Origin of the sequence: Rhodococcus sp. IEGM 1406, from assembly GCF_030056745.1 — a bacterium.
Taxonomy (GTDB): Bacteria; Actinomycetota; Actinomycetes; order Mycobacteriales; family Mycobacteriaceae; genus Rhodococcus_F; species Rhodococcus_F erythropolis.
Genome location: NZ_JASHKO010000001.1, coordinates 966,526 through 990,279, shown reverse-complemented (window position 1 = coordinate 990,279; position 23,754 = coordinate 966,526). Strand labels below are relative to the sequence as shown.

Annotated in this window: 22 protein-coding genes; 8 read left to right on the top strand and 14 right to left on the bottom strand. The window is 61.1% G+C overall.

Annotated elements, in window-relative coordinates; all coding sequences use genetic code 11:
* Positions 1 to 12 precede the first annotated feature (12 nt).
* The 3 genes from QM596_RS04790 to dacB are packed head-to-tail and all read left to right on the top strand — an operon-like array spanning position 13 to position 4,285.
* The gene (locus QM596_RS04790; protein ID WP_283308267.1) at positions 13 to 1,935 is read left to right on the top strand and encodes a glycoside hydrolase; all 1,923 of its coding nucleotides are present in this window, start codon (positions 13 to 15) and stop codon (positions 1,933 to 1,935) included.
* Positions 1,932 to 2,924, top strand: coding sequence for a phosphatase PAP2 family protein (locus tag QM596_RS04785; RefSeq protein WP_259116755.1), 993 nt, complete (start codon positions 1,932 to 1,934; stop codon positions 2,922 to 2,924). The genes QM596_RS04790 and QM596_RS04785 overlap by 4 nt, the downstream gene beginning before the upstream one ends.
* Positions 2,897 to 4,285 (top strand): D-alanyl-D-alanine carboxypeptidase/D-alanyl-D-alanine endopeptidase, encoded by a 1,389-nt coding sequence (gene dacB / locus QM596_RS04780; RefSeq protein WP_502943366.1) that lies wholly within the window; start codon positions 2,897 to 2,899, stop codon positions 4,283 to 4,285. The genes QM596_RS04785 and dacB overlap by 28 nt, the downstream gene beginning before the upstream one ends.
* A 93-nt stretch (positions 4,286 to 4,378) precedes the next feature.
* On the opposite strand, the gene bla is transcribed toward dacB, so the two are convergent.
* The 4 genes from bla to QM596_RS04760 all read right to left on the bottom strand — a co-directional run bounded on the left by bla (position 4,379) and on the right by QM596_RS04760 (position 8,488).
* Positions 4,379 to 5,284 (bottom strand): class A beta-lactamase, encoded by a 906-nt coding sequence (bla, locus tag QM596_RS04775; protein ID WP_054825264.1) that lies wholly within the window; start codon positions 5,282 to 5,284, stop codon positions 4,379 to 4,381.
* Between the two features lie 416 nt (positions 5,285 to 5,700).
* Positions 5,701 to 6,816, bottom strand: coding sequence for an acyl-CoA dehydrogenase family protein (locus QM596_RS04770; protein WP_283308262.1), 1,116 nt, complete (start codon positions 6,814 to 6,816; stop codon positions 5,701 to 5,703).
* Positions 6,817 to 6,825: 9 nt separating this feature from the next.
* Positions 6,826 to 7,998 carry an acyl-CoA dehydrogenase family protein gene (locus QM596_RS04765; RefSeq protein WP_019745256.1) on the bottom strand — a complete coding sequence of 391 codons (1,173 nt, stop codon included), beginning with the start codon at positions 7,996 to 7,998 and terminating at the stop codon, positions 6,826 to 6,828.
* A 28-nt stretch (positions 7,999 to 8,026) separates the two neighbouring features.
* Entirely contained in the window at positions 8,027 to 8,488 is a 462-nt protein-coding gene (locus tag QM596_RS04760) for a MaoC family dehydratase (protein ID WP_020909091.1), read from the bottom strand.
* 93 nt (positions 8,489 to 8,581) lie between these two features.
* On the opposite strand from QM596_RS04760, the gene QM596_RS04755 reads away from it, so the two are divergent.
* Positions 8,582 to 9,235 (top strand): TetR/AcrR family transcriptional regulator, encoded by a 654-nt coding sequence (locus tag QM596_RS04755; RefSeq protein WP_019745258.1) that lies wholly within the window; start codon positions 8,582 to 8,584, stop codon positions 9,233 to 9,235.
* A 6-nt stretch (positions 9,236 to 9,241) separates the two neighbouring features.
* On the opposite strand, the gene QM596_RS04750 is transcribed toward QM596_RS04755, so the two are convergent.
* Together QM596_RS04750 and QM596_RS04745 are read right to left on the bottom strand one after the other, a co-directional pair.
* Positions 9,242 to 9,688, bottom strand: a complete 447-nt coding sequence (locus tag QM596_RS04750) for a MarR family winged helix-turn-helix transcriptional regulator (protein WP_020970755.1) — start codon at positions 9,686 to 9,688, stop codon at positions 9,242 to 9,244.
* A 12-nt stretch (positions 9,689 to 9,700) separates the two neighbouring features.
* Positions 9,701 to 10,105, bottom strand: a complete 405-nt coding sequence (locus tag QM596_RS04745) for an EVE domain-containing protein (RefSeq protein WP_283308261.1) — start codon at positions 10,103 to 10,105, stop codon at positions 9,701 to 9,703.
* Positions 10,106 to 10,250: 145 nt separating this feature from the next.
* Here QM596_RS04745 and QM596_RS04740 point away from each other — a divergent pair, with 145 nt between their 5' ends.
* Positions 10,251 to 10,928 carry a TetR/AcrR family transcriptional regulator gene (locus tag QM596_RS04740; protein ID WP_283308259.1) on the top strand — a complete coding sequence of 226 codons (678 nt, stop codon included), beginning with the start codon at positions 10,251 to 10,253 and terminating at the stop codon, positions 10,926 to 10,928.
* Positions 10,925 to 11,845, top strand: a complete 921-nt coding sequence (locus tag QM596_RS04735; RefSeq protein ID WP_113682543.1) for a TIGR01777 family oxidoreductase — start codon at positions 10,925 to 10,927, stop codon at positions 11,843 to 11,845. Before QM596_RS04740 ends, QM596_RS04735 begins: the two co-directional genes overlap by 4 nt.
* Here QM596_RS04735 and QM596_RS04730 read toward each other — a convergent pair.
* The 6 genes from QM596_RS04730 to prpD all read right to left on the bottom strand — a co-directional run bounded on the left by QM596_RS04730 (position 11,803) and on the right by prpD (position 17,759).
* On the bottom strand, positions 11,803 to 12,318 hold the full coding sequence (locus QM596_RS04730) for a MerR family transcriptional regulator (RefSeq protein ID WP_070795684.1): 516 nt from the start codon (positions 12,316 to 12,318) through the stop codon (positions 11,803 to 11,805). The genes QM596_RS04735 and QM596_RS04730 overlap by 43 nt on opposite strands.
* Positions 12,319 to 12,328: 10 nt before the next feature.
* Positions 12,329 to 13,189 (bottom strand): SDR family NAD(P)-dependent oxidoreductase, encoded by an 861-nt coding sequence (locus QM596_RS04725; protein ID WP_060937998.1) that lies wholly within the window; start codon positions 13,187 to 13,189, stop codon positions 12,329 to 12,331.
* A gap of 60 nt (positions 13,190 to 13,249) precedes the next feature.
* Positions 13,250 to 14,032, bottom strand: coding sequence for an enoyl-CoA hydratase (locus QM596_RS04720; RefSeq protein WP_283308256.1), 783 nt, complete (start codon positions 14,030 to 14,032; stop codon positions 13,250 to 13,252).
* Between the two features lie 189 nt (positions 14,033 to 14,221).
* Positions 14,222 to 15,343, bottom strand: coding sequence for a bifunctional 2-methylcitrate synthase/citrate synthase (locus QM596_RS04715; RefSeq protein WP_060937997.1), 1,122 nt, complete (start codon positions 15,341 to 15,343; stop codon positions 14,222 to 14,224).
* Positions 15,340 to 16,257, bottom strand: coding sequence for a methylisocitrate lyase (prpB, locus tag QM596_RS04710; protein ID WP_080909607.1), 918 nt, complete (start codon positions 16,255 to 16,257; stop codon positions 15,340 to 15,342). Before prpB ends, QM596_RS04715 begins: the two co-directional genes overlap by 4 nt.
* The gene (prpD, locus tag QM596_RS04705) at positions 16,257 to 17,759 is read right to left on the bottom strand and encodes a 2-methylcitrate dehydratase PrpD (RefSeq protein ID WP_113682544.1); all 1,503 of its coding nucleotides are present in this window, start codon (positions 17,757 to 17,759) and stop codon (positions 16,257 to 16,259) included. Before prpD ends, prpB begins: the two co-directional genes overlap by 1 nt.
* A gap of 167 nt (positions 17,760 to 17,926) precedes the next feature.
* Here prpD and QM596_RS04700 point away from each other — a divergent pair, with 167 nt between their 5' ends.
* Both QM596_RS04700 and QM596_RS04695 read left to right on the top strand, forming a co-directional pair.
* Positions 17,927 to 19,348: a short-chain fatty acyl-CoA regulator family protein gene (locus QM596_RS04700; RefSeq protein WP_020909101.1), complete on the top strand. Its 1,422-nt coding sequence runs from the start codon at positions 17,927 to 17,929 to the stop codon at positions 19,346 to 19,348.
* A gap of 67 nt (positions 19,349 to 19,415) precedes the next feature.
* Positions 19,416 to 20,411, top strand: coding sequence for an endonuclease/exonuclease/phosphatase family protein (locus QM596_RS04695; RefSeq protein ID WP_046379279.1), 996 nt, complete (start codon positions 19,416 to 19,418; stop codon positions 20,409 to 20,411).
* A gap of 69 nt (positions 20,412 to 20,480) precedes the next feature.
* On the opposite strand, the gene QM596_RS04690 is transcribed toward QM596_RS04695, so the two are convergent.
* Entirely contained in the window at positions 20,481 to 21,719 is a 1,239-nt protein-coding gene (locus QM596_RS04690) for an HNH endonuclease signature motif containing protein (RefSeq protein WP_283308254.1), read from the bottom strand.
* 114 nt (positions 21,720 to 21,833) lie between these two features.
* Entirely contained in the window at positions 21,834 to 23,741 is a 1,908-nt protein-coding gene (locus QM596_RS04685; protein ID WP_283308253.1) for an alkyl/aryl-sulfatase, read from the bottom strand.
* Positions 23,742 to 23,754 lie beyond the last annotated feature (13 nt).

The window sequence follows — 23,754 nt, the reverse complement described above, 5'->3', positions numbered from 1 at the left end:
ACTTTTCGAACTATGAGAACACAGGCATTGACTTCTATCGCTGTGGGCACCGTGTTGGTCGCGCTTGCCTCCACGGGGTGTACCGCGAGTGCGGCGGACCCTGCGGTGCGGGTGGATGGAAGCACCATCACGGTGCAGATCGAGGGCGGCGAGGCCAGGATCGATGTGAACGACCTACGCGTGGACAGCGACGTCGAACTGTCAGCCGCCGCTGGGACAGACCTCGGAGTTCCCGGCCAGGTGTCAGTCGAGAACGACAGTGCCCGTTGGTCATACCCCGACCGCGGCCTCGACGTGACGGCGGTTGCTCAGGCCGGCCGCCTGGTGATCGACCTGACCAGTTCGCGAGATCAACTCGTGTCGTGGCCGGTCACCGGGGCCGGTGCACGAGATCTGCAACTGCCCCAAGGCGAGGGGCTGAGTATCCCGGTCGACGACGTATTCTGGAACAACCCCGATATCGGATTGGTCGGGGACGAGGGGCAACGATTGCAGGACCTGACGATGCCGTTCTGGGGGTTCAGCGCGGGCGCTGTAGGGGCGAGCTATCTGGTGCCGACCGACTTGGGTACCTCCCTGAACTTCGCCTCGGTTGAAGGCCACCTGCGCAGCACTGCAACACACGAGTTCAGCCAGGAAAAGGGCACCGGCACCTACACGGTTGCCCTGTCAGTCACCGACGGGTCCCCGATTGCCCCTGCACTGGATTACCGCAGTCTGCTCGGGGAACAGGGCGGACTGCGCACACTGCAGCAGAAGATCGCGGAGAACCCGGACACTGCCAAGCTGATCGGTGCCTTTCACGCCTATCTGTGGGGAGATGCGCGTACTCCCGAAGCGATACGCCAACTCCATGACCTCGGCATCACCAAGATGTGGCTCGGCTACGACTCCGACGATCAGCCGATGACCCGCGAGGCCGTCGAAACTGCCACGAACTACGGCTTTCTCGTCGGGCCGTACGACACCTTCGCCAACGCGCAGGACCCGTCCGGCGAGGTCGACAATCCCTCGTCTTCGTGGCCCGACGGGATTTGGCCCGACGCCTGCGTCGTCGGCAAAAGTGGTGACCTTGAAGGCGGATTCAGCGGCCGTGGCTGTTACCTGAGCTCCGAGGCATTGGCTGCCGACCCGGAGCTTGTTGCCTCTCGCGTCGCCGCAAAGTTGGGTAACGGCGTGAACAGCTACTTCCTGGACGTCGATGCGACAGGCGAGGTATTCGACGACTACAACCCGGACCACCGGATGACCCAGTCCAAGGACCGGCAGAACCGCATCGAGCGCATGAAGGTGATCGGCAAGGATCTGGTGCTGGGATCCGAGACAGCCGGGTCGTGGGCCAACAGCGTTGTGTCCTTCAGTCACGGATCGAGCACGCCGGTGATGAACGGCCTCTGGAAAGCGGAACGAGACAAGGCGAACTGGGGTGCGTACTGGGGGAAGAACGGCCCGGCTTTCTTCTTCAAGTCCGTCGCGCTTTCAGCAGAACTGAAAATTGGCATGTTCGATCCGAAATACCTTGTGCCGCTGTACGAGACGGTGCTGCACGATTCGGTAGTCAGCACGGATCGATGGGAGTTGTCCTTCAACAAGCTGCCGGCCGAGCAAACCGATCGCGCGTTGTTGGCAATGCTGTACAACACGCCACTGAACTACACCCTGAACGCGCAAATCATCGCGGAGGAAGGTCCGAGGATGGCGACCATGCAGAAGTTCTTCGCCACCCTGCAAGAAGCGGCTGGAACTGAGCCCATGACGGACTTTCAATGGTTGTCGGATGACAGAATGGTGCAGCAAACCAATTTCGGGGAAGGAAAGCTGTTGGTGACAGCCAACTTTGGCGACAGCACTTTCCATGACCCCGACGTCGGCGATATCGGCCCCGGCTGCGTCAGTGCATCCATCGACGCCGCGAGCACGACGCTGTGCCCGTGACCGAATCCGCCCCGATGACGCCCGCCGTACGCAACAGACCACGGTGGACAGTGATTGTCGTCGGCATGTCATTCGCCGCGGGTGCGGCGGCCGTATTCCTTCTGATTGTTGGTACCGCCGGCGGTCAACGACTCGACCGGCAAGTATTTCAGGCTGCGAAGTCGGCGCAGGACGGCATACCGGTGCCCGACGTCCTGCGGCTGGACATCATGACCAATCCGCTCATGTGGATCTCTGTCGCAGCCGCGATCCTGTTGACAGGAAATGTGGTTCGTCAGCCGCTCTTTACTGCGGCGACGCTTGCAGTTCCCGTCATGTGCATAGTGGCGGCGAGAACGCTTCGCCTCGAAGTTCTCGAGCGGCCTCAACTCGATCAGGATGTTCCCTGGCCGACGGCGAACACGTTTCCGAGCGGTCATGTCGCCGGCGCGATGGGTATTGCCCTCAGCCTGCTCCTGGTCGCACCGTCGTGGATGCGCCTGGTCGGAGTCGTGCCCTGCGCGGCGTGGGTGGCGCTGGTCAGCCGCGACATCATGGGCGAGGGATGGCACCGCCTCAGCGATGTCGCGGGATCCGTATTGCTCGCAGCCGCAATCGTCAGCCTCTTCGCAGCCGTCTTCGTAGTGGGTGGTCGCCGAATACGGGGGTTCACATTGGTGTCCACGCTGGTGGGCGGGCCGGTAGCGACGACGGTGATCGTTCTGGCCCTCGATTCACGACCATACGGTGTGCTCACCGGTGTACTCGCGGCAACGGTGGCGGTTCCAATGACTGTCTTCGTCTGCGCGATATCGCAAACTCCGAACTGCTCGCGTGACAGAGAGCGCCGGACAAGCCGATTTCGAGTCTGCCACGCCCATTGCTTAGAGTTGTCAGCCAGGGCGACAACACACGTCAGATCAATGATCACCACAATCAGATCGCCGAACCGTAAGAAGTGCGGCAACGAGGTTCACATCGAATGTCGAAGAAACGACACAGAACAATGACGAACAGACGGTCTGGATCCCTTCTCGTATGCGCAGCAGCAACGACAATGGCGGCGGTTTTCACTGCCGGGTGCAGTCAACACGACCCCACGTCCGCCCCTCCCCCGACCGTGACGGCCCCACAACTGATTACCCCGCACCCGAAAATCACGCCAGTGCCAGCGGATGCCCCCTCACCCAGCCCTGAAATACTCGCGGCAGTGCTCCAACCCGCACTCGACAACCCCGATCTCGGAAGTTTGACAGGTCACGTCACCGACGCCCAGACCGGCGCAACACTGTGGCAACAACAGACCGACACCCCGCAAGTGCCTGGTTCCATAGTCAAAGTTCTCACGACCGCCGCCGCACTACTGACACTGCCGGCCGATCACCGAACCACAACAACGGTCGTCCAAGGCGCCACCCCCGGCCAACTGGTGCTCGTCGGCGGCGGCGACCCGACACTGACCGCGAAACCTACCGGCACGCAAGGCTATTACACCGACGCACCGCATCTCGACGACCTGATCAGCCAGATCCACCGTTCCGGTATACACGTCAGCAGCCTCATGGTGGACAACACAATATTTGCGGGCCCGACAATCGCCCCCGGATGGGACACCGCCGACATCGCCGGCGGCAGTATCGCCCCCATCGAATCGGTCATGCTCGACGGCGGCCGCACAGACCCCTTGGCGGACTACTCCCCGCGCACCCACACCCCCGCACTGGACACCGGCCGAGCCCTCGCCGAACAACTCGGACTGGACCCGGCATCGGTCACCGAAGGCATCACACCTTCTACTGCCACACCAGCAACTCCCGTAGTGGCCTCGGTTCAATCTGCTCCGCTGAGCACACGCTTGCGCGACCTGATGGTGCACTCCGACGACGTACTCGCCGAGACCGTGGGGTTCGAAATTGCACTCGCCCGAGGGTTACCCGCAACTTTCGACGGAGCAGTCGACGCCATCACTCACACACTGCAAGAGAGCGGATCCGACACCACCGGAGCACAATTGCGAGACGCAAGCGGATTATCGACCTATGACCGCATCTCGGCACACCTCATCGATCAGGTGCTCACCGCGGCAGCAGGGCCCGACACCCCCGAACTTCGCCCACTGCTCGACACACTCCCCGTCGCCGGAGCGACAGGCACCTTGGTGGATCGATTCAACCCGCCCTCCCCGGCGGCAGGGTGGGTGCGCGCGAAAACTGGCTCCCTCTCCGGTGTAAGTTCACTGGCAGGTATCGTCGTCGACAACGACCGGCGAGTCCTGACATTCACGCTCATGTCCAACGGCACCGCACCCGAGGCAGCAAGACCCGCCCTCGACGCCGTAGCAACGGCGCTACGCGGTTGCGGGTGCCGATAAACCCCCGAGACCTCGGGATCGTTCATACAACGTGCGGCAAGACGCATGCCCACTCAGCTCACATCGTGGCGACGACGTTGTTGATCTACGACGTCAGGTGAGCGCTGAGACGACGAGACGTGTGGCGTCGGCGATGATCGCTTTGTCAGCGGCGTCGTCTCTATCCGACCGTGTAGTCAGGATAGAAATCGTCACCGCATCCGAAGTATCCGTCCACGCGACACCGACATCGTTGCTGGTTCCGTAGTCGCCGCTGCCAGTCTTGTCGGCGACCGTCCACCCTTGTGGAACACCGGCCCGTATCTGCTCCGCACCAGTGGTATTGCCTCGAAGCCAATCCGCGAGCACCTCACGCTTGTCCGGCGTCAGCGCATCGCCGAGGACAAGACGCTCATAGTCCGTACCAATCGCCCGCGGGGACGTCGTGTCACGATCATCGCCTGGAATGGCGGTATTGAGCTCGGGTTCGATCCGATCCAGCCGAGTCACATCATCACCGATACTGCGTAGATACGCATTGACGGCGGAAGGTCCGCCAAGCATCTGCAGCAGGAGGTTGGCGGCGGTATTGTCACTGTATTGCACTGCTGCGGAGCATAATTCACCAACCGTCATCCCGGTATCGAGCTTTTGCTCCGCGATCGGGGCGTACGACTGCAGATCAGCGGCAGTGTAGTGGACTACTGTATCGAGATAACTCAATGGATACTTACCCAATACAGCTGCGACAGCGAGGGTTTTGAATGTAGAGCAGAACGCGAACCGCTCGTCGGCGCGATACTCCACCACCCTCCCGGTGTTCGAACTACTCGCATACACACCCAGCCTCGCATCGTATCGGCCTTCGAGTTCGACCAGAAGATCACTCGGATCTCCCCCGCCAACTTTCGACGGCCCGGCATCTGCAATCTGATTACTCTTCGCCGAACATCCCACGACCGGAATCAACACCGCCGCAACCAAAAACGCACGTCGCGTGACTGCCCCACCCTCAACCATCACTGCCGGCAACCCTTCACAAACAAACTGGTGGAAACCCAAAATCCATTCCACACAACAACATACGTGAGACGAAGAACGCTCGCCGACGCACGTTCGCTGTGTCTGAGCTCAGCGCGATGGCCACTCCCCGGCCCCGACGTTACTAGGTCCGCGGACGAGGTGCACGATTTCCTCGGCCCAAACGGCGCCAGAAAAGTCCACCACCATCCGAAGCCTCCTCGGCACCCATACGGGCCACCTCCGGCCAAACCCACTACTCGGGTTTCTTTCAGGATCCCTACTCCACTCGAGAACCCTTAAGGCAACGGCGGCAGTACGCGTCCGGCGACATCGGTGCTGACTCGGTGTCTGTCACCACAGTTGCATTCGTAGAATCCGCTGACCGGCCTTTCTGTCCCAGACGGTAGGCCTGCTCATCGACACTTCGAGACGCCGCCGGCCAGCACCCGAAGGTGATCGTCCGAGCCGCCCAAAGTGTGTTCGATGGCCACCAGCCGCGAGACGTAGTGCCCGACCGGATACTCGGCTGTCATTCCGATACCACCGTGCATCTGAATCGCTTCCTGTCCGATCTGATGCGCGGCGCGACCGATAGTCAGCTTCGCGCGCGACGCGATGGTCGGATCGATCACGCCGTCGGCGATGGACATGGTGGCGTACAGACTCATGCTGCTCGCCAGCTCGAGCGCCACGTACATGTCGGCAGCCCGATGCGTCAAAGTCTGGAACTTCGCGAGCGGAACGCCGAACTGCTTGCGCTGCTTCAGGTAATCCGTCGTCAGTCGCAGCGCTTCGGTCATGATCCCGATCGCCTCGGCGCACAGAGCTGCCTGCGCCCGGACCTCCGCTTCGACGATCGCGGCCGTGACATCGCCGCCCTCACCAAGTGGTTCGGCCGCGGCATCGGTGAACGTGAACTGCGCACCGCGACGGCCGTCGTGGGTGGCATACGTGCTCCGTGTGACACCTGAGCCCTCCGCATCCACCAGGAAGAGCCCGGTGCCGCCGCCTGGAAGTGTGGCGCTGACGACCACGACGTGCGCGCTGTCGCCCTGCAGGACCGGGTTCTTGACGCCGGTGATAGTCCACCCCGATCCCGACTGCGTCGCCGTGGTCGTGACGGTGGCGACCGGCCAGCGCGTGCCGGGTTCCGTATGCGCGAAGGCCGACAGAGTGGTCCCGTCGCTGAGCGCCGGCAGGAGCCGCGCCCGCTGATCTGCCGAACCGACAGCCGCGATCAAACCGCCGGGGATCAGAACACCACCCAAGTACGGCTCGGGTGCAAGCGCTCGGCCCAGTTCGGTCATCACGACCATGGTCTCGACCGGTCCAGCGCCCATTCCGCCGTCAGACTCCGCGAACGGCAGGCCGAGCAGCCCAAGCTCCGCGAACTGCTTCCACACCGCGGCATTCCATCCCTCGTCAGTAGCCGAGGTGGCGTTGCGCTTCTCCGCGTCGTAGCTGCGGTTGAGCAATTCACGCGTCGTGTCGCGAAGCATCGTCTGCTCGTCGTCGAGTTCGAAATTCATGTCAGATGCTCACAATCCGAGAATCGAGGAGGCAATGATGGAGCGCTGCACCTCACTTGATCCGCTGTAGATGGAAACCTTCCGGTAGTTCAGGTAGCGCGGCGCCGCTTGCTGCGCCCACTCCGGCGAGTCGATCTCGACCGTATTCACCGGCAACGAGTCCGGACCCGCAACATCCATCAGCAATTCCGTTGCTGCCTGCTGCAATTCGGAGCCGCGGAGCTTGAGCAGCGAGGACGCCGGGTTCGGCTTGCCGTCTGCCGAACTCGCCACAACTCGCAGTTGAGTCAGATCCAGCGCAAGCAAATCGTTTTCCAGCTCAGCCAACCGAGCCGCGAACAACGGATCATCGAGGAGGGTGCCGGTTCCGACGCGAACCTCCCGCGCCTTCTCTTTGGCCGTGGCGACAAGAGTTTTGGAGAACCCGACCCGCGTGACGCCCGTGCGTTCGTTGCCGAGCAGGAACTTGGCGTAGTCCCAGCCCTTGTTCTCCTCGCCGACAAGATTTTCCGCAGGAACACGGACGTTGTCGAAGAACACCTCGTTGACCTCGACGCTGCCGTCGATCAGTTTGATGGGACGAATCGTGATGCCGGGAGTCGCCAAATCGATGAGCAGGAACGAAATTCCTGCCTGACGCTTCTGGGCACTGGCATCTGTCCGAACCAGACAGAAGATCCACTCGGCGTGCTGCGCGAGAGTAGTCCACGTCTTCTGACCGTTGACGATGTAATCCGCGCCGTCACGGACAGCAGCCGTCTTGAGTGAAGCGAGATCCGAACCGGCTTCTGGTTCCGAAAAACCTTGGCACCACCAGATATCGGCGTTAGCCGTCGCCGGGAGAAACTTTTCCTTCTGCTCCTGCGAGCCGAAGGCTGCGATAACGGGCCCAACCATGCTCACGTTGAACGGCAACGGGTTGGGTACCGACGCCAACTGCATTTCCTCGGAATAGATGTGGCGCTGTACCGGAGTCCAGTCCTTGCCACCCCATTCGACCGGCCAGTGCGGAACCGCCAGTCCGTGTGCGTTCAGAATCTGTTGGCCCGCAACGATGTCTTCACGCGTCAGCTTTCCGAATCCCGCTGCACGTGCACGAAGTTCGGGCGAGAATTCGGTGGTGAAGAACTTTCGCATCTCCTCGCGGAACGCAACTTCCTCACCGGTCAATTCGAGATTCATATGGAGTCTGCTTTCTTCTGGCAGGATTTCAGAACAAGATTCGTGCGACGGTCTGCGCAACAACGGCTGGCTTGTCCACGCCTTCGATCTCGACGGTGTTGGTGATCTGACTCTGCAGCGAACCGTTCGGCAACTCTTCAATCGCGGAGAGCACTGCAGTGTTTCGAACCTTGGCTCCGACCGGCACCGGACTCGGGAATCGAACCTTGTCGGACCCGTAGTTGATGACCATCTTCGCCCCGTCGATGCGGTACACGGACTTCGACAGAAGCGGCAGGAGCGAGAGAGTCAGATACCCGTGGGCAATCGGACCGCCGAAAGGTGATTCACGCTTTGCCCTTTCGTCGTCGACGTGAATCCACTGATGGTCACCGGTCGCGTCGGCAAATTGATGGACCATCTCGCGGGTGACCTCGACCCACTCGCTCGAGCCCAGCGTTTCACCGACCGCCCCCAGGAGATCGGCCTTGTTCTCGAACACCCGCGTCATCTGATCCTCCACGTTCCCGAACACTGTTAGGTTAATTGGATAATAAACTCACGGTGTAAGGTTGTCCAGTACTTTCACACGAAAGGGTGTGCGATGGCGCGACCGCGGATTCCACTACTGAGCAAGCCGATCATCAGGGACACCGCCCTGAAATTGGTCGACGAGCACGGTTTGACCGACTTCTCGATGCGCAAACTCGCCACCGTTCTCGGCGTGCAGGCACCATCGCTGTACAGCCATTACGCCAACAAGGACGAGCTACTCGACGACGTCGCGAACGTCATCATGGAGTCCGTCGACGTGAGCGGCTTCGACTCTGACGATTGGCGCGGTGCGCTTCGCACGTGGGCGCGGTCCTACCACGCTGCCCTGGGCAAGCATCCCAATATCGTTCCCTACTTGGCCTACGGTCCGAGCGTCAGGCCCATCGCCCTTGACCGCGCCAACGCCATCCACGGCGGGCTGGTGCGCGCCGGATGGCCGCAGCGCACGGCAACGCTGATCGGCGCTTCCGTCAAGTACGTAGTCATGGGCGCTGCGACAGCGACGTTCTCCGGCGGATTCGTGGACGATCCGGCGATCTACGCCGAGCGTTACCCGCACCTCACGCGAGCACATCTGTTGCGCGAGCGTGCTACGGAAATCGATGGTGCCAGTTTCGAACTCGCGCTGGAATCCCTGCTGGACGGGCTGGAAGCCAAATATGCACTGCTGCAGACCACTTCAGAGTTATCCCTTGAAAACTGAGGGTTGCTACTTTCGGTCAAGCACGCCGAGCATCGCAACAAAGGCCGCCTGACGATCCCCGAGAGCGGCAAAGAATTCCCGATCCGATGCTTCGACCGCACGATTTGCCTTGCCTGCCAGGGCCGCACCCGCCTGGGTCACCACCACCGAGCGTGCCCGAGCGTCCGTCGGGTGTGGACGTCGTTCGACCAATTTCTTGGATTCGAGGGTCCGTATCACCTGTGACGTCATCATCGGATCAGTGCGCGCATACTCGGCAAGATCGCGTTGAGTTATCGGTGTTTCCGCGTCCAGCCACGTCAGTGCGGCGAGCAGAACGAACTGCACGTGAGTCAGGTCGAAAGGCCGCAGCGCCGCGCGAATCGAGGCCTGCCACGCGTTGGTGACACGCCACAACATCAGACCCGGACTGTCGCCAGCATCCTCGAAGTCGGTTTCCAGTTTCTTCACCACAGCGTCAGTGTGTCAGCTCGTTGTCGAGCGCAGAATCTCGACGTCGTTGCCACCCAACGGAATCAAGCCTCGGCGGAGCTGATACCCCCAGTTCGGTGTCGAGGTCAATGCCAATCGACTCCGTACGTCGCCGAGAGGAACGGGCGTGAACGGCTCGTATCGCACTCGACGCCGAAACGGCTTGAAGCACCCCTCGTCCGCCTGCCAGATCTCACCCTCTTCGATCACACCGAGGGCTGTGAACTCGCGCAACGGATCTCGATCACCAATGGACTCGACCGGCGAATAGTAGACAAGCACATCGCCCGCCTTCATCCGCGCCAATCCGGACCTCTTCCCGTGCCCGATCTGCGCGATCCCAAGATCCACTGCGCGACGCACATGTTCGGCCGAGACAACCCCTAACCAGGCGTTCATCGCCGACCACCTGGCGAACCGAGCGCAAGTTCAATCATGATTTTAGTATGCGCGCTTATTATATTCCTCGCAACAGATCGACTCTTGAACGTGTTCAACTTCAAGGCGTACGCTGAACTTGAACACGTTCAAAGGAAGGGAGCCCATGAGCAGTCGCGGGATCGAAACCAGGGAAAAGCTGGTGGCAACAGCTTTGCGGCTCTTCCGCGACGAAGGCTTCGCAGCGACGACCATGCGCAAGATCGCGACCGAAGCGGAGGTCTCCCTCGGGAATGCCTACTACTACTTCGCCAGCAAGGACGAACTGGTTCACGAGCTGTATCTCGTCATCCAACGTGATCACCGAGAGCGTGCGCTTCCACTCCTGCGGCAGGGTGGCTCACTCGCGGAAAATCTCGCGATCGTTCTGCACACCGGACTCGATGTCATGGGGCCATATCACGGGTTCGGTGGCGCGTTTCTGCACGTTGCCCTACCAACCGCATCGCCGTCCAGCCCGTTCTCGGCCGAGTCGAGCGATGCGAGATCGATGGCCGTCGAATTGATGCGCGAAGCACTGGCGGCGTCGAAGCAGAAGACGCCGGCGTCCTTGGAGACCCAGCTCCCCACACTCTTGTGGCTCAGCTATCTGGGCGTGACGCTGCACTGGGTCACCGACCCGTCTCCGGGGCAAACTCGTACCCGATCCCTGGTCGACGGCTTGGTCCCGATCATCGCCAAAGCGCTCACCCTCGCGCGACTACCAGTGGCCCGCGGCCTGGTCGGCGACGTCGCCGCCCTGATGACCAAAGTCGTTTCTCCAGAGCGGAACAAAAAATCATGAAGACTGTCGTTGTATGTGGGGCGTCGGGTTACATAGGGCAATCTCTCCTTCGAGCGCTCGAATCGAACGGGGTCGAGATTCGGACGATCGGCCGCGGAGGAACGAGCGATGCCACCTGGTCCGACGAGCAAGGTGTCGCCGACGTACTCAGCGGCGCGGATCTGCTGATCAACCTCGCCGGACGCTCTGTGAGCTGCCGATACAACAAGCGCAATGCCGACGAAATCTTCTCCTCCCGCGTGGAAACGACCGCGCTGTTGGGTCGCGCACTGGCCCGTACACCGCAGCCACCCTCGCTCTGGGCGAATGCCAGTACCGGCACGATCTACCGAGACGCGCGGGATCGACCGATGGACGAGAAGAACGGAGAGCTGGGTAAGGGATTCTCCGTCGCGGTCGCGCGGGCGTGGGAGCACGAATTGTTCTCAGCCCCAACCCCCGTTCGCAAAGTGGCGTTACGAATGCCGATCGTTCTCGGAGCCGGCGGCGGAGCAATCAACCCCTTCGTGAACCTGGCCCGAATCGGTTTTGGCGGAAGAATGGGCGACGGACGACAAATGTTCAGTTGGATACATATCGCCGATGTCGTTCGCTCGGTCATCCACATCTACGAGCATCCGGAGATCTCAGGCCCGGTCAATATCGCATCCCCGTATCCGGTAACCAACACCGACATGATGCGGATGGTACGAGCGAAACTTGGCCGACAATACGGGTTTCCGACGCCGGGCTGGATGCTCGAGTTCGGCGCACGAATCATCCGCACCGAGGCTGAACTGGTAACGAAGAGTCGCTGGGTTTTACCAGGGGTGCTCGCGGACAGCGGCTTCCAGTATCAATTTCCGACGTTGGAGTCTGCGCTGGAACAGATCGCTCAGGAGACCCCGCGAGGGCTGCTTCCGGTGACACTCGGCTGAGTATCCTGCTCTCCGGTCCGCCCGCCGTACGTCGCAATCTTGTACTCCGTCGCAGCCAAAGACAACGTGAGCTCCTTGATCTGCCGACGAACGGTGTCCCGGTGCTCGAGCAGCATGTCGAGCCTCTCCGGAACTGTCCCTTCACCGGCGTCGACCAGTTCGACGTAGTGCTGCAGGTCACGAATCGCCATGCCTGAGATACGCATGCGGGTCAGAAATACCAGCCTGCGAATAGATTCCGGCCCGTACACACGATGTCCGCTCGAATCACGATCCACCGCAACCAAGCCGATCTTCTCGTAATAACGCAGGGTATGTGCCGAAACATCCAGCAGGTCTGACACTTCGGCGATCGACATCGGGTCCTGAACATCCCCTGTATCGACGAGTCGATGGATCACCTCGATCGACATGGGCCCGTCCACTTCCCCAAGTGCCTCGAGTGCCTTGCGCATCAAGTCTTCGGTAGCCATGCTTCTCAGCCTAGAACGGACGGACGGGTCCGGCAGCATCCGCGAAGTCGGCACTGCGAGCCAGATCAGCCCAGACTGCTACCTCGGCCAGATTCTTCCGATACGACGCGGATATCCGCTCCACGGCTTCCTTTCCGAGCGGCAAGCGAAGTGGCACATTCTCGCTGTGCACCAGCGAGGTGATGATCTCTGCTGCCTTCTCCGGATCACCCTCCTGAACACCGTCTGCCGCCGCCATGTCCCGCAGAACAGGATCGAGCAAATCACGGTAGTCCGAGGATGATTCGGCGAAGCTCAGAACGCCAGGTGTGTTGAATGCTGTACGGAATCGGCTGGGCTCGACGATCATGACCCGGATGCCGAACTGCCCGACCTCACCGGCAAGGGCCTCCGACCAGCCTTCAATCGCGAATTTGGACGCCGAGTACGCCCCGACGCCGGGAAACGACATGCGGCCGCCTTGACTGCTCATCTGCACGATCGTTCCGCTGCCCTGCGCTCGCATCGAAGGGAGGACGGCGCGCACCAACGCGGCGGGTCCGATCAGGTGCAGTTCCATGAGATCCCGCAAGGTCGAATCGTCCACCATCTCCGCCGCGCCGACCATCCCGCGACCGGCATTGTTGACCAGCACGTCGACACGACCGAAATGCTCGAGCGCATGTTCGACGACGCTGGGTGCCGCCGCGGTGTCGCGGACGTCGAACGTCACCGCCGAGAACCGATCCGGATGCTCCGACGCGATATCTGCAACGGACTCGGGCCTACGAACTGCCGCGACTACCGCGTCCCCGGTTCGAAGTGCGGACACTGCAAGCTCGCGGCCGAAACCCTGAGAAACTCCAGTGATGATCCAGGTTTTTGTTGTCATGGTCGGCAACGCTAGGGGTTAGAGCGCGCTCCAACGCAAGCCTTTGGTTCTACAGCCGAGCTACACGCCGGCCCAAACCGGTCGCTCGCCGCGAAGGAAACCGTCGACACCGGCTTTGAAGTCGTCACTGCTGTAGATCATGCGCATCAGATCATCGTTGTCGGTGATCGATCGGGTCCTGATGCGGCGCAGGGACTCTCGAATCGTCCACACGGTCATCGGGGCAGCCGCAAGGAGTTCCCGCGATACCTGGGCAGTCAGGCTCGCGAACTCGGTCTCTGTTGCACAGTCGCTGAGGAAGCCGTTCCGCAGAGCCTCGTCGCTCGACATGACCCCCGCCCGAGCGACCAACGACATCAGACGCGAACTGCCGATCCTGTCCGCCAGCAACGCCACGGAATGGACCGACAACGAGTTTCCGAGCGTGCGCGCGATCGGAAGGCAGAAGAGGGACCCGTGCGTCGCGATCCGCACATCGCACGCTGCCGCTAACAACAGCCCGGCTCCCGCGCACACACCGTCGATGACCGCCAGCGTGGGAACCCGCACTTTCTCGAGTTCGGTCAGCACGCCGACGAACCGACTTTCGTAGTCGAGCCCGTCGTGAAAACTCGAGAAGGTCTGAAAATGGCCTATGTCGGAACCCGCCGAGAACGCCTCTCCCCCAGCACCTCGGAGAGTGAGTAACCGGATCTCGCGGTCGGAGTCGGCGCTTCGGCAGGCTCCGGCAATGGCGTCGTACATCTGAGGAGTCAATGCGTTGTGTTTTTCCGGCCGGTTGAACACGACGTCAAGCGTGTCGCCATGACGAATGATCGAGATGTCTTCGTGCGTTTCAGTCATGACACTGACGCTATTACCGGCAAGGAACAAACGAAACACATTGCACTCGAGTATCTTTGCGAATATTCGGTGCGAAGTTGCAGATAGTGCGAACGGAGAGGCGTCGACGAGGCCAGGAGACGGTGATGCCAGAACCGAACCTCGCCGACGCAGCATTAGTGGGGTGTCATGCCACGATTGTTGAAAGCGTTATGCCACAACGGTCCGCTGCGGCACACCGGAGTACTGACTCAGCGGCCTGATCAGTGCATTCGACTGCCCCTGCTCGATGATGTGCGCCGTCCATCCGGTGATGCGGCTCATCACGAAGATCGGCGTGAACATCTCGACGTCGAAGCCCATGAGGAAATACGCAGGGCCCGTGGGGAAATCGAGATTCGGCTTGATTCCGGTGGCACTGACCATCGTCTTCTCGAGGATCTCGTACATCTGCACCCACTTCTCGCCGTCCGTCGCTGCCGCTACGTCGAGGAGCGCCTGCTTCATGGTCGGAACACGCGAATCACCGTTCTTGTAGACACGGTGCCCGAAGCCCATGACCTTCTCTTTGGCAGCCAATTTCTCCGACATCCAGGCTTCTGCGCGGTCGGGGTCGTCGATCTCGAGCATGTCGTGCATGACAGCTTCGTTTGCGCCGCCGTGCAACGAGCCCTTGAGCGTGCCGATCGCAGCCGTCACTGCGCTGTAGATGTCCGAAAGTGTGGACGTCACAACACGAGCGGCAAACGTCGAGGCGTTGAAGGAGTGCTCCGCATACAGGATCAGCGAGACCTCGAAGGCCTTTACGATCGCCGGCTCCGGAACAGCACCGAAGCACATGTTCAAGAAGTTTTCGGCGAAACCCAGGTCCGACTGCGGCGCGATGGGATCCTGGCCGCGCCGGCGGCGGAAATCGGCTGCGACGATGGTCGGAAGCACAGCCGTCATCCGCAGTGCCTTGGCCAGATTGGCCTTCTCCGAGTTGTCGTCCTCCGCCGGATCCTCGGCGCCGAGGTAGCTGATCGCCGTACGGACCACATCCATGGGGTGGCAGTTGTCCGGCATCTTGGTCAGGAGCGAGAGCAGTGATCGATCGGCACGGCGAGCCGCACGCTCACGCAGACAGAGCAATTCGAGCTGCTCGGGTGTCGGCAGTTCGCCGTACCACAGCAGGTGCGCAACTTCTTCGAAGCTACAATTCGCGGCGAGGTCCTGCACTGCGTAACCGCGATACGTCAACGAATTCGTCTCGGGCACAACCTTGGAGATAGCCGTCGTGTCGACGACAACCCCGGCCAAGCCCTTGTAGATCGTCGGAATCTGTTCGGTCATGTCCTACTCCCCTCCACGCTGAAATTGAAAATGCCACTGTCGAATTCGTTGTAACGCTCGTACTCGAGAATCTCGTACAACCTGCTGCGCTGCTGCATCTCGCCGAGCAGTCCTTCTTGCGTGCCCTCCGCAAAAATCTCGCGCAGACCCTTTTCGATAGCGAACATCGCCAGACGAAGGGTGGTCACGGGGTAGATGACGGCGTTGAAACCGATCTCTTCCAATGTCCTCGCCGAAATGAGGTTCGACTTTCCGAACTCGGTCATGTTGGCGAGCAACGGAGTGTCGACTGCTGCGCGGAACTTCTCGAAGTCGGCCTCGGTGGCAAGAGCCTCTGTGAAGATCAAATCAGCGCCGGCATCCGCGTAGGCCTTTGCTCGCTCGATCGCTGCGTCGATACCGTCGATTCCGGCAGCATCGGTACGCGCGCAGATGACGAAGTTCGGGTCACGACGTGCCGAGACTGCAGCACGAACTCGGCGAACCATGTCTTCGGTAGGCACGATCACTTTGCCGTCGAGGTGCCCACAGCGCTTGGGGTTGATCTGATCCTCCAGGTGCAGACCGGCTATACCGTCGTCCTCGAAGACCGTGACCGTGCGGGCAGCACTCATGGGTTCACCGAAACCGGTGTCGGCATCGATCAGCGTCGGGAGGTCGGTGACCCGCGCGATCTGCTTGCTGTGGGCGGCGACCTCGGTCAACGTGGTCAGCCCGATGTCGGGAAGCGCCAATCCGGCGGAATACGCACCACCCGAAACGTAGACACCTTCGAACCCGATTTCCTGAATCAGCTTGGCTGTCAGCGGATTGATGGCACCTGGCAAGCGCTGAATCTTTCCGCACGTCAGCCCCGCCCGGAAGGCAATCCGCTTGTCGGCCGCGGACGTCGATGCTGCGATGAGGCCCGACATCAGAAAAGTCCCTTGGCGACCTTGGGTGCCCGAGCAAGGACGTCTTCGGAAACGGTGAAGGTCAGCTGATCCAGTTCGCCTGCCTTCAATTCGGCGGTGCGCTGAGCCGCGTCGAGGAAGCGGTCCTGTTCGCTCGGCTCGATGACGCCCTCGGCGAGGGTGCGGAACTTCGCGACGTACTGATCGCGAGCGAACGGACGTGCGCCGAGCGGGTGTGCATCGGCCACCGCAAGCTCGTCGACGATGACCTCGCCGCTCTTCAAGGTGATCTCGGCGCGAGCACCGAAAGCCTTCTCGTCCGGATCAGTCGAGTGGTAGCGGCGTGTCCATTCGGGATCTTCGCGCGTGGAGATCTTGTTCCACAGCTCGATCGTGTCGGGGCGCTGTGCACGCTCGGGCGCGTAGGAATGCTCGTGGTGCCACGTACCGTCCTGCAGCGCAACGGCAAAGATGTACATCACCGAGTGGTCGAGGGTTTCACGCGATGCGGTGGGGTCGAACTTCTGCGGATCGCCGGAACCGGTGCCGATGACGACGTGGGTGTGGTGACTGGTATGCAGGACGATCGAGGCGATCTGATCGAGATCACCTACGCGGGCACGCATCCGACGAGCGAGGTCGATCGGTGCCTGGCTCTGGTACTCAGCGGAGTGTTCCTTGGTGTACGAGTCGAGGATGGCGCGCTTCGCCTCACCCGAACCGGGAAGCGGAACGTGGTACTCCTTGTCCGGGCCACCGAGCAGCCAGGCGATGACGCCGTCTTCGCCTTCCCAGATCGGTGACGGTGCACCTTCACCGCGCATCGCACGATCGACTGCCTCGACGGCAACCTTGCCGGCCAGCGCGGGCGCGTATGCCTTCCAACTTGAGATCTCGCCCTTGCGGGACTGACGTGTCGCCGTCGTGAGATGCAGCGCCTGACCGATTGCCTGGTAGACCGTCTCGGTGCCCAGGCCCAGCAAAGTTCCGATACCTGCCGCAGCCGAGGGGCCGAGGTGTGCGACGTGGTCGATCTTGTGCTCGTGCAGACAGATAGCCCGAACCAGGTCGATCTGAATCTCGTAGCCGGTTGCGAGACCACGAATCAGGTCCTTACCGTCACGGCCGGTGTGCTGAGCGACGGCGAGGATCGGCGGGATGTTGTCACCGGGGTGCGAGTACTCGGCGGCGAGGAACGTGTCGTGGAAGTCGAGTTCGCGAACCGCGACGCCGTTCGCCCAGGCGGCCCACTCCGGCGAGAAAGTACCCGAGATACCGAACACGGTGGACCCGGGCGTGTACGGATGTGACTGCGCCTGTGCACGCGCATTCACCACGGGTCGACGGACCAGGGAAGCTGCGGCAACTGCCGCGTTGTCGATGATCCGGTTGACGATCATGTCGGACGTGGCGTCGGTGACCTCGACGGAATCCGTCGCAACTTCCGCGATCTTCCACGCGAGGTGGTCTTCCTTGGGGAACTCTTCGGCAGAGCGGTGGGTGCGTACGAGATGCGTCTTCATCGATCCTCTTCTCACGTGCTTCGGTATCTATTTGCACGCTACGCAGCTCATTAACCTCGGGATAGGCCCTCGCAACTGCCTATTTGTGCAATAACGATCCTGCAATGTTGCGAATGTTGCGAATGGCTCCTCGGTAGGGTGAACGCGATCGGCACCGAGGAGATTCGATGAAGAAGATGTACGCGGGAGCGCGGCTGCGACGGCTGCGGGAAGAACGAAACCTGTCACAGTCCGCACTGGCGAAGGCACTCGAACTCTCCCCCAGCTATGTCAATCAACTAGAGAACGATCAACGACCGCTGACGGTCCCCGTCCTTCTCAAGCTCAACGCCGAGTTCGATCTCGACGTGCAATTCTTCGCCTCCGATTCCGACGCACGCCTCGTGGCTGACGTTCATCACGCCTTGGCCGAAACCTCGGAATCCGGGGAGGTATCGCTGGCAGAGGTAGACGAATTGGTGGCCCGAATGCCCGCGGTCGGACGCACCCTCGTGATGTTGCACCGTCGTTTGCACGCCGCAACCGAGCAGTTGGACCAGTTCTCGACGCAATTGTCCGGCGAGGCCGCATCTGATGTGTCGCTCGTACCCATGCCCTACGAGGAGGTTCGGGACTTCTTCTACGACCGAAAGAATCACATCGCCGTTCTGGACGACGCTGCCGAGCAGATGTTCGTGGACAACGGATTGTCCGTTGGCGCAGTGGATTTGCAACTGGCACGACTACTTCGCGATCAGCACGGCGTCACCGTGACGATCCGTACCGACGAACCAGACAAGCTCGGCCCCAAGCGTTTCTACGATCCGGACAAGTCGGTACTCACCCTCGCCCGTCGTCTGTCGGCAGGGCAACGCGCGTTCCAGATCGCGATGCAGTTGGCCTTCTTCACCCAAGCCGACGTGATCGATTCTCTTGTCGCCGAGGATGAATCATTGAGTGCCGAATCCGCAGCTCTCGCCCGCATCGGACTCGCGCATTACTTCGCCGGCGCGCTACTACTGCCGTACACCCAATTCCTGGAATCCGCTGAGGCCTTGCGATACGACATCGATCTGCTGAGCCTCAAGTTCGAGGTCGGCTTCGAGACCGTCTGCCACCGGTTGTCCACACTCCAACGGCACGGCCAGCGCGGCATTCCCTTCTTCTTCGTCAGAACCGATCGCGCCGGAAACATCTCGAAGAGACAGTCCGCTACCGCTTTTCACTTCTCCAGAGTCGGCGGCAGTTGCCCGCTGTGGGTCATCCACGAGGCGTTCGCGAGCCCAGGGCGCATCCTCACCCAGGTCGCGAAGATGCCCGACGGCCGGACATACCTCTGGGTGGCGCGCACTACCCACAGCGGCGGGCTCGGGTACCTCGCCCCCGAGCGGAACTTCGCCGTCGGACTCGGTTGCGACATCGGCTACGCCGATCGCATGGTCTACTCCCACGGAATCCAGACGGACGACCCCGCGACCATCGTGCCGATCGGCGCGGGGTGCAAAGTCTGTGACAGACCGGCGTGCTCTCAACGCGCCTTCCCCCAACTCGGCCGCTCGATCTCCGTCAGTCAGAACAGCAGCAGCCATCTGCCGTATCCGCAACAGTAGGGCGCAAACAATAGGGCGCACCGACTCCACCTGCGCTTCCCCGGAGCTACGGCGCCTTTCTGCTTCGATGGATGTCATGCAACCCGATACCGTGACCCCTCGTCGACTGGTTCTTCGCCGCCTTTCGGCCGTGGTTGGTGTGGCCGGAATCGTGACGGGTTTGGTTGCCTTGATCGCAACTCAGCTGGACGTCGATCACAACATCGTGATCGTTCTGGCGTCAGTGGCACCCTTGTTGATGATTGCTCCGCTGATCGGTGCCGTCGTCTCGGGTATCGGGCTTCAGTGGATCGTATGTGCCGCATCCCTTGTCGTCCTTGCACTGTTCGGATGGTCTGTGAGCCCGCTGTACATCGGCGGAACTGGGGAGTCGACGTCTGCGAACGGTCCATCGATTCGGTTGATGCAGGCCAACTTGATGGTCGGTGCAGCGGATCCGGAGTCGCTTGTGGCGATGGTCCGCGAACGCAACGTCGACGTGGTGACGGTCCAGGAGTTGACGTACCAGGAAGCCGAGGCGCTCGAAGCCGCCGGGCTTGAAGAGGTTCTGAGCCACCAGTTCCTGATCCCCTACGCCGACGGCGGTGGCGGGGCCGGAATCTACAGTCGCTTTCCTCTCTCCAATCCACGTAGCCTCGACGGGTTCTCACCCGAAACGCTGTCCGCAGAGCTGAATGTCGGCTTGGCGCAGCCAGTCACATTGTTCGCCGTGCATCCGGCACCTGCGTACATCTCGCCGGCTTCGGTGTGGGCGGCCGAGCAGCAGAAGCTTGGGTCTTACATGGACGAAGTCGCCGGGATGGACAATGTGATAGTCAGCGGCGATTTCAATGCGTCGTACTCGAACAAACAGTTCCGGAATCTCCTCAGCAACGGATACACCAGCGCCGCCGATCAATTGGGTTCCGGCCTGATCCCGACGTACCCGACCGACAAGTGGTATCCGGCGGTGGTCGGTATCGACCACATAATCACCAAAGGCGCCGTGGCGACATCCTTGGAACGGATCGAGATCAAGGGATCCGATCACCACGGCCTGATTGCCGACATCACGTTGTCTTGACTAAATCCTGGATTGAGCGAGCACCGGGGCATGGTTGTGCCCGGTGCTCGCGTCTCGAGTTATTTCACTTCAGGCTGCTGTCGGTGGGCTGTTCCCGCCGATCGGCTGCTGATACGGATCAACCGACATCGGCGGATAGAACACCGACTTCCGATCCGGGCCGATCTCCACCCGCCACTCGGTGTGGTGCACCGTCCGGTGGTGATGACCGCACAACAAGATCAGGTTGTCGAGATCTGTTGGGCCACCATCACCCCAGTGAACAATATGATGGGCATCGCACCACCCCGACGGAGTCCCACACCCCGGAAATGCACACCCGCCATCACGAACCGCCAACGCCCGCCGCTGCGGCACCGTCGCCGTTCTCGCTTCCTTACCGCAGACGAGCGGAACACCGTTCTCGTCCAGGAGGATCCGGGTGACGGTGCAGTCGCACGCCAGCATCCGGGCAGTGTCGAGACTGATCGGCCCTACCCAATCCGTCCACGCAAATCCCAGCTCCTCGGTGGACGGCAACAGGTCTTTCAGAACTTTAAGGTCCGTCATGTCTTTCGCCGATGCGGTGACCGTGATGTGTGGTTTCACCCCGCCCTCGATCGGACCCAACCCCGCCCGCTCGTACCGGCGCAACAATTCGCAAAACCCGTCCGCCCGCCGTAGCGCCGGAGTACGGGTGTCCTTCACGCCATCCTTCTCCGGCGTCGGCGCCGACAAACTCGACAACAACGTGATCAACCGCGCCCCGTTCACAGCATCTAGGTCGCCCTTCACAGTCACCCGCCCGTACAAGCCTTTCGAGGCGTAGAACTCATTCCGCTCCGAATCTTCCCCGACCGGAACGCCATCCTCGCGTTTTCCGTACTGCTTCTCGATCCGCCGAATCGCTGCCCGCACCGCATCACAATCCGCGATGTTCTTCGACGCCAACCCGAGCAGAATCCCGCGGGCCTTATCCACATCCGCCAGGGTCATGTTCTTGGGCGGATGCTGACAAAACGACGCCACCTGCCGGGCTTTCAACGCATCCACATCGCCACGGTGAAACGCATCGCCCACAACGGGTTCGAGCATCAACAACCGCGCCAACCCGACCAGCAGACTGCACTCACCGATCTCCAGATTCGTCGAACCGTGCAACCACTGCGCGATCGCCCGAAAACCCTTCCCGCCGAGAACCTCACGGGAAAACATCTCCACGATCAACAACACCATCCGCGACTGCAACTCGTGCCGGGCGCGCACCAGATCGAGAACCTCACTCTTGAGGTCCTCACCATCCAGCTGCCACGCATCCCGACTGTTCATACCGAAAGTTTAATCGAACACACTTTCGATAACCAGAGACAAAACGGACAACTTCACGAGCGCCCAGAACTCGAGACTCGTTGAAATACAGCCTCATTCAACTGCCACACGCTGCTACGTCGGCGTGACTATCGCAAAGTTCGGATCAGGCTCGTCGAGGTGCCCCGCAAGTTCTGCGAGCTTCGCCGGGTCGCCGGCCACCGTGATACTGCCATTCGCAATCTCGGCGCCCAGGTCCGCACCACCGAGCAGCACACCGAGTAAGCCGAGACGACTCAAACTGAACGTCGCATCCACAGACCCGGCATCTGCAGACCCACCTTCCACGTCGAAATGGATCAGCACTCCGTTGCTCAGTTCCGTTCGGTGCACGATGTTTTCGTCGGTGATGTTCCAATCGATGACGATGTGGGAATTCGCTGCACTCACTCCGTCCACGCGGAGCGACACAGCGTCGAACACCTGCTTCACCGACAACGCTGCGGTGATATCAGGAGCTGCAGCAACTGTGGGCGTACCCACCGAACCGTTGCGCAGTTCGTATGCACCCGTGAGGTAGAAGTTTCGCCAGGTGCCGTTCTCTGCGCCGTACCCGAGTTGCTCGAAGGTATCGGCCTGCAGGGTCTTGGCCTCCGCGTTGTCCGGTTCAGCAAAGATGACGTAGTTCACCACATGCGCGACCCACCGAAAGTCTCCGCTCTCGTACGATTCCCGAGCTTTTCGGAGCACCTCTGCCGATCCGCCCATGAACTCCACGTGACGCTTGGCCGATTCGACGGGTGGATGCTCCCACAGGTGCGCTGGGTTGCCGTCGAACCATCCCATGTAGCGCTGGTAGATGGCTTTGACGTTGTGACTGACGGAACCGTAGTACCCGTGTGTGTGCCACGCCTGCGCCAAGGCGGCTGGCAGTTCGATGGATTCGGCGATCTCTAGACCGGTCCACCCCTGATTGATTCGACGAAGTGTCTGATCGTGAAGGTACCCGTAGAGATCGCGCTGCAATGACATGAACTCGGTGAGCCGTTCGGTCCCCCACGTCGGCCAATGGTGGGATGCAAACACGACATCGGATCGTGAGGCGTAGCGATTGATCGATTCGGTCAGGTACGCCGACCACACATGCGGATCTCGCACCAACGCTCCACGAAGTGTGAGCAGGTTGTGCAGATTATGAGTTGCGTTCTCCGCCATGCACAGTGCGCGAAAGTCCGGGAAGTAGAAGTTCATCTCGGACGGCGCCTCGGTGCCTGGGGTCATCTGGAACTCGATCCGAACGCCGTCGATCGTCTCTGTATGACCAGTCTTCGAGATCGACACCGTCGGTGAAATCAGCGTCGGTGTACCGGTGGAGGTGGTCTGGCCCAATCCTGCACCGACGCCACCTCGAGGACCTCGAGGCAATGCCGCCCCGTACATGTATGCCGCGCGTCGAGCCATTGCCGTTCCCGCATAGACGTTTTCCTCGACGGCATGCTCCACGAACCCCGTTGGCGCAAAGATCACGCATCGCCCGGCAGCGACGTCGTCGTCGGTGGTCACCCCTTTGACCCCACCGAAATGGTCGATATGCGAATGCGTGTAGATCACCGCGACAACCGGTCGATCACCACGATGCTCCCGATACAACGCGAGACCAGCGGCCGCGGTTTCCCGAGAAATCAGTGGATCGATGACGATGATCCCGCTCTCCCCCTCGATCAGGGTCATATTCGACAGATCGAGTCCGCGTATCTGATAGATCGAATCCGTCACCGCAAATAGTCCTTGCTTGGCCACCAACCTCGATTGACGCCACAAGCTCGGATTGACGGTCGGCGGGCACTCTTCATCCAGGAATGAGTACGAGTCGTTGTCCCACAGCACTTTTCCGTCGGGTCCGGTTACCACGCCGGGATCGAGCGCGCCGATGAACCCGCGCTCGGCATCGGTGAAATCGGTCTTGTCGGAGAACGGCAGGGTCTCGGTGACTCGGGAGTTCGCCGCTTCGATTGCGGCCGATGCTGCGCGTGGGTCGATCATAGATCAGCCTTTC

Bases quoted from the DNA above. Each gene is read 5' to 3' on its own strand.
- QM596_RS04790 (WP_283308267.1), top strand. From the start codon at position 13: ATGAGAACACAGGCATTGACTTCTATCGCTGTGGGCACCGTGTTGGTC.
- dacB (WP_502943366.1), top strand. From the start codon at position 2,897: ATGTCGAAGAAACGACACAGAACAATGACGAACAGACGGTCTGGATCC.
- bla (WP_054825264.1), bottom strand. From the start codon at position 5,284: ATGGTTGAGGGTGGGGCAGTCACGCGACGTGCGTTTTTGGTTGCGGCG.
- QM596_RS04770 (WP_283308262.1), bottom strand. From the start codon at position 6,816: ATGAATTTCGAACTCGACGACGAGCAGACGATGCTTCGCGACACGACG.
- QM596_RS04765 (WP_019745256.1), bottom strand. From the start codon at position 7,998: ATGAATCTCGAATTGACCGGTGAGGAAGTTGCGTTCCGCGAGGAGATG.
- QM596_RS04760 (WP_020909091.1), bottom strand. From the start codon at position 8,488: ATGACGCGGGTGTTCGAGAACAAGGCCGATCTCCTGGGGGCGGTCGGT.
- QM596_RS04755 (WP_019745258.1), top strand. From the start codon at position 8,582: ATGGCGCGACCGCGGATTCCACTACTGAGCAAGCCGATCATCAGGGAC.
- QM596_RS04745 (WP_283308261.1), bottom strand. From the start codon at position 10,105: ATGAACGCCTGGTTAGGGGTTGTCTCGGCCGAACATGTGCGTCGCGCA.
- QM596_RS04740 (WP_283308259.1), top strand. From the start codon at position 10,251: ATGAGCAGTCGCGGGATCGAAACCAGGGAAAAGCTGGTGGCAACAGCT.
- QM596_RS04735 (WP_113682543.1), top strand. From the start codon at position 10,925: ATGAAGACTGTCGTTGTATGTGGGGCGTCGGGTTACATAGGGCAATCT.
- QM596_RS04730 (WP_070795684.1), bottom strand. From the start codon at position 12,318: ATGGCTACCGAAGACTTGATGCGCAAGGCACTCGAGGCACTTGGGGAA.
- QM596_RS04725 (WP_060937998.1), bottom strand. From the start codon at position 13,189: ATGACAACAAAAACCTGGATCATCACTGGAGTTTCTCAGGGTTTCGGC.
- QM596_RS04720 (WP_283308256.1), bottom strand. From the start codon at position 14,032: ATGACTGAAACGCACGAAGACATCTCGATCATTCGTCATGGCGACACG.
- QM596_RS04715 (WP_060937997.1), bottom strand. From the start codon at position 15,343: ATGACCGAACAGATTCCGACGATCTACAAGGGCTTGGCCGGGGTTGTC.
- prpB (WP_080909607.1), bottom strand. From the start codon at position 16,257: ATGTCGGGCCTCATCGCAGCATCGACGTCCGCGGCCGACAAGCGGATT.
- prpD (WP_113682544.1), bottom strand. From the start codon at position 17,759: ATGAAGACGCATCTCGTACGCACCCACCGCTCTGCCGAAGAGTTCCCC.
- QM596_RS04700 (WP_020909101.1), top strand. From the start codon at position 17,927: ATGAAGAAGATGTACGCGGGAGCGCGGCTGCGACGGCTGCGGGAAGAA.
- QM596_RS04695 (WP_046379279.1), top strand. From the start codon at position 19,416: ATGGATGTCATGCAACCCGATACCGTGACCCCTCGTCGACTGGTTCTT.
- QM596_RS04690 (WP_283308254.1), bottom strand. From the start codon at position 21,719: ATGAACAGTCGGGATGCGTGGCAGCTGGATGGTGAGGACCTCAAGAGT.
- QM596_RS04685 (WP_283308253.1), bottom strand. From the start codon at position 23,741: ATGATCGACCCACGCGCAGCATCGGCCGCAATCGAAGCGGCGAACTCC.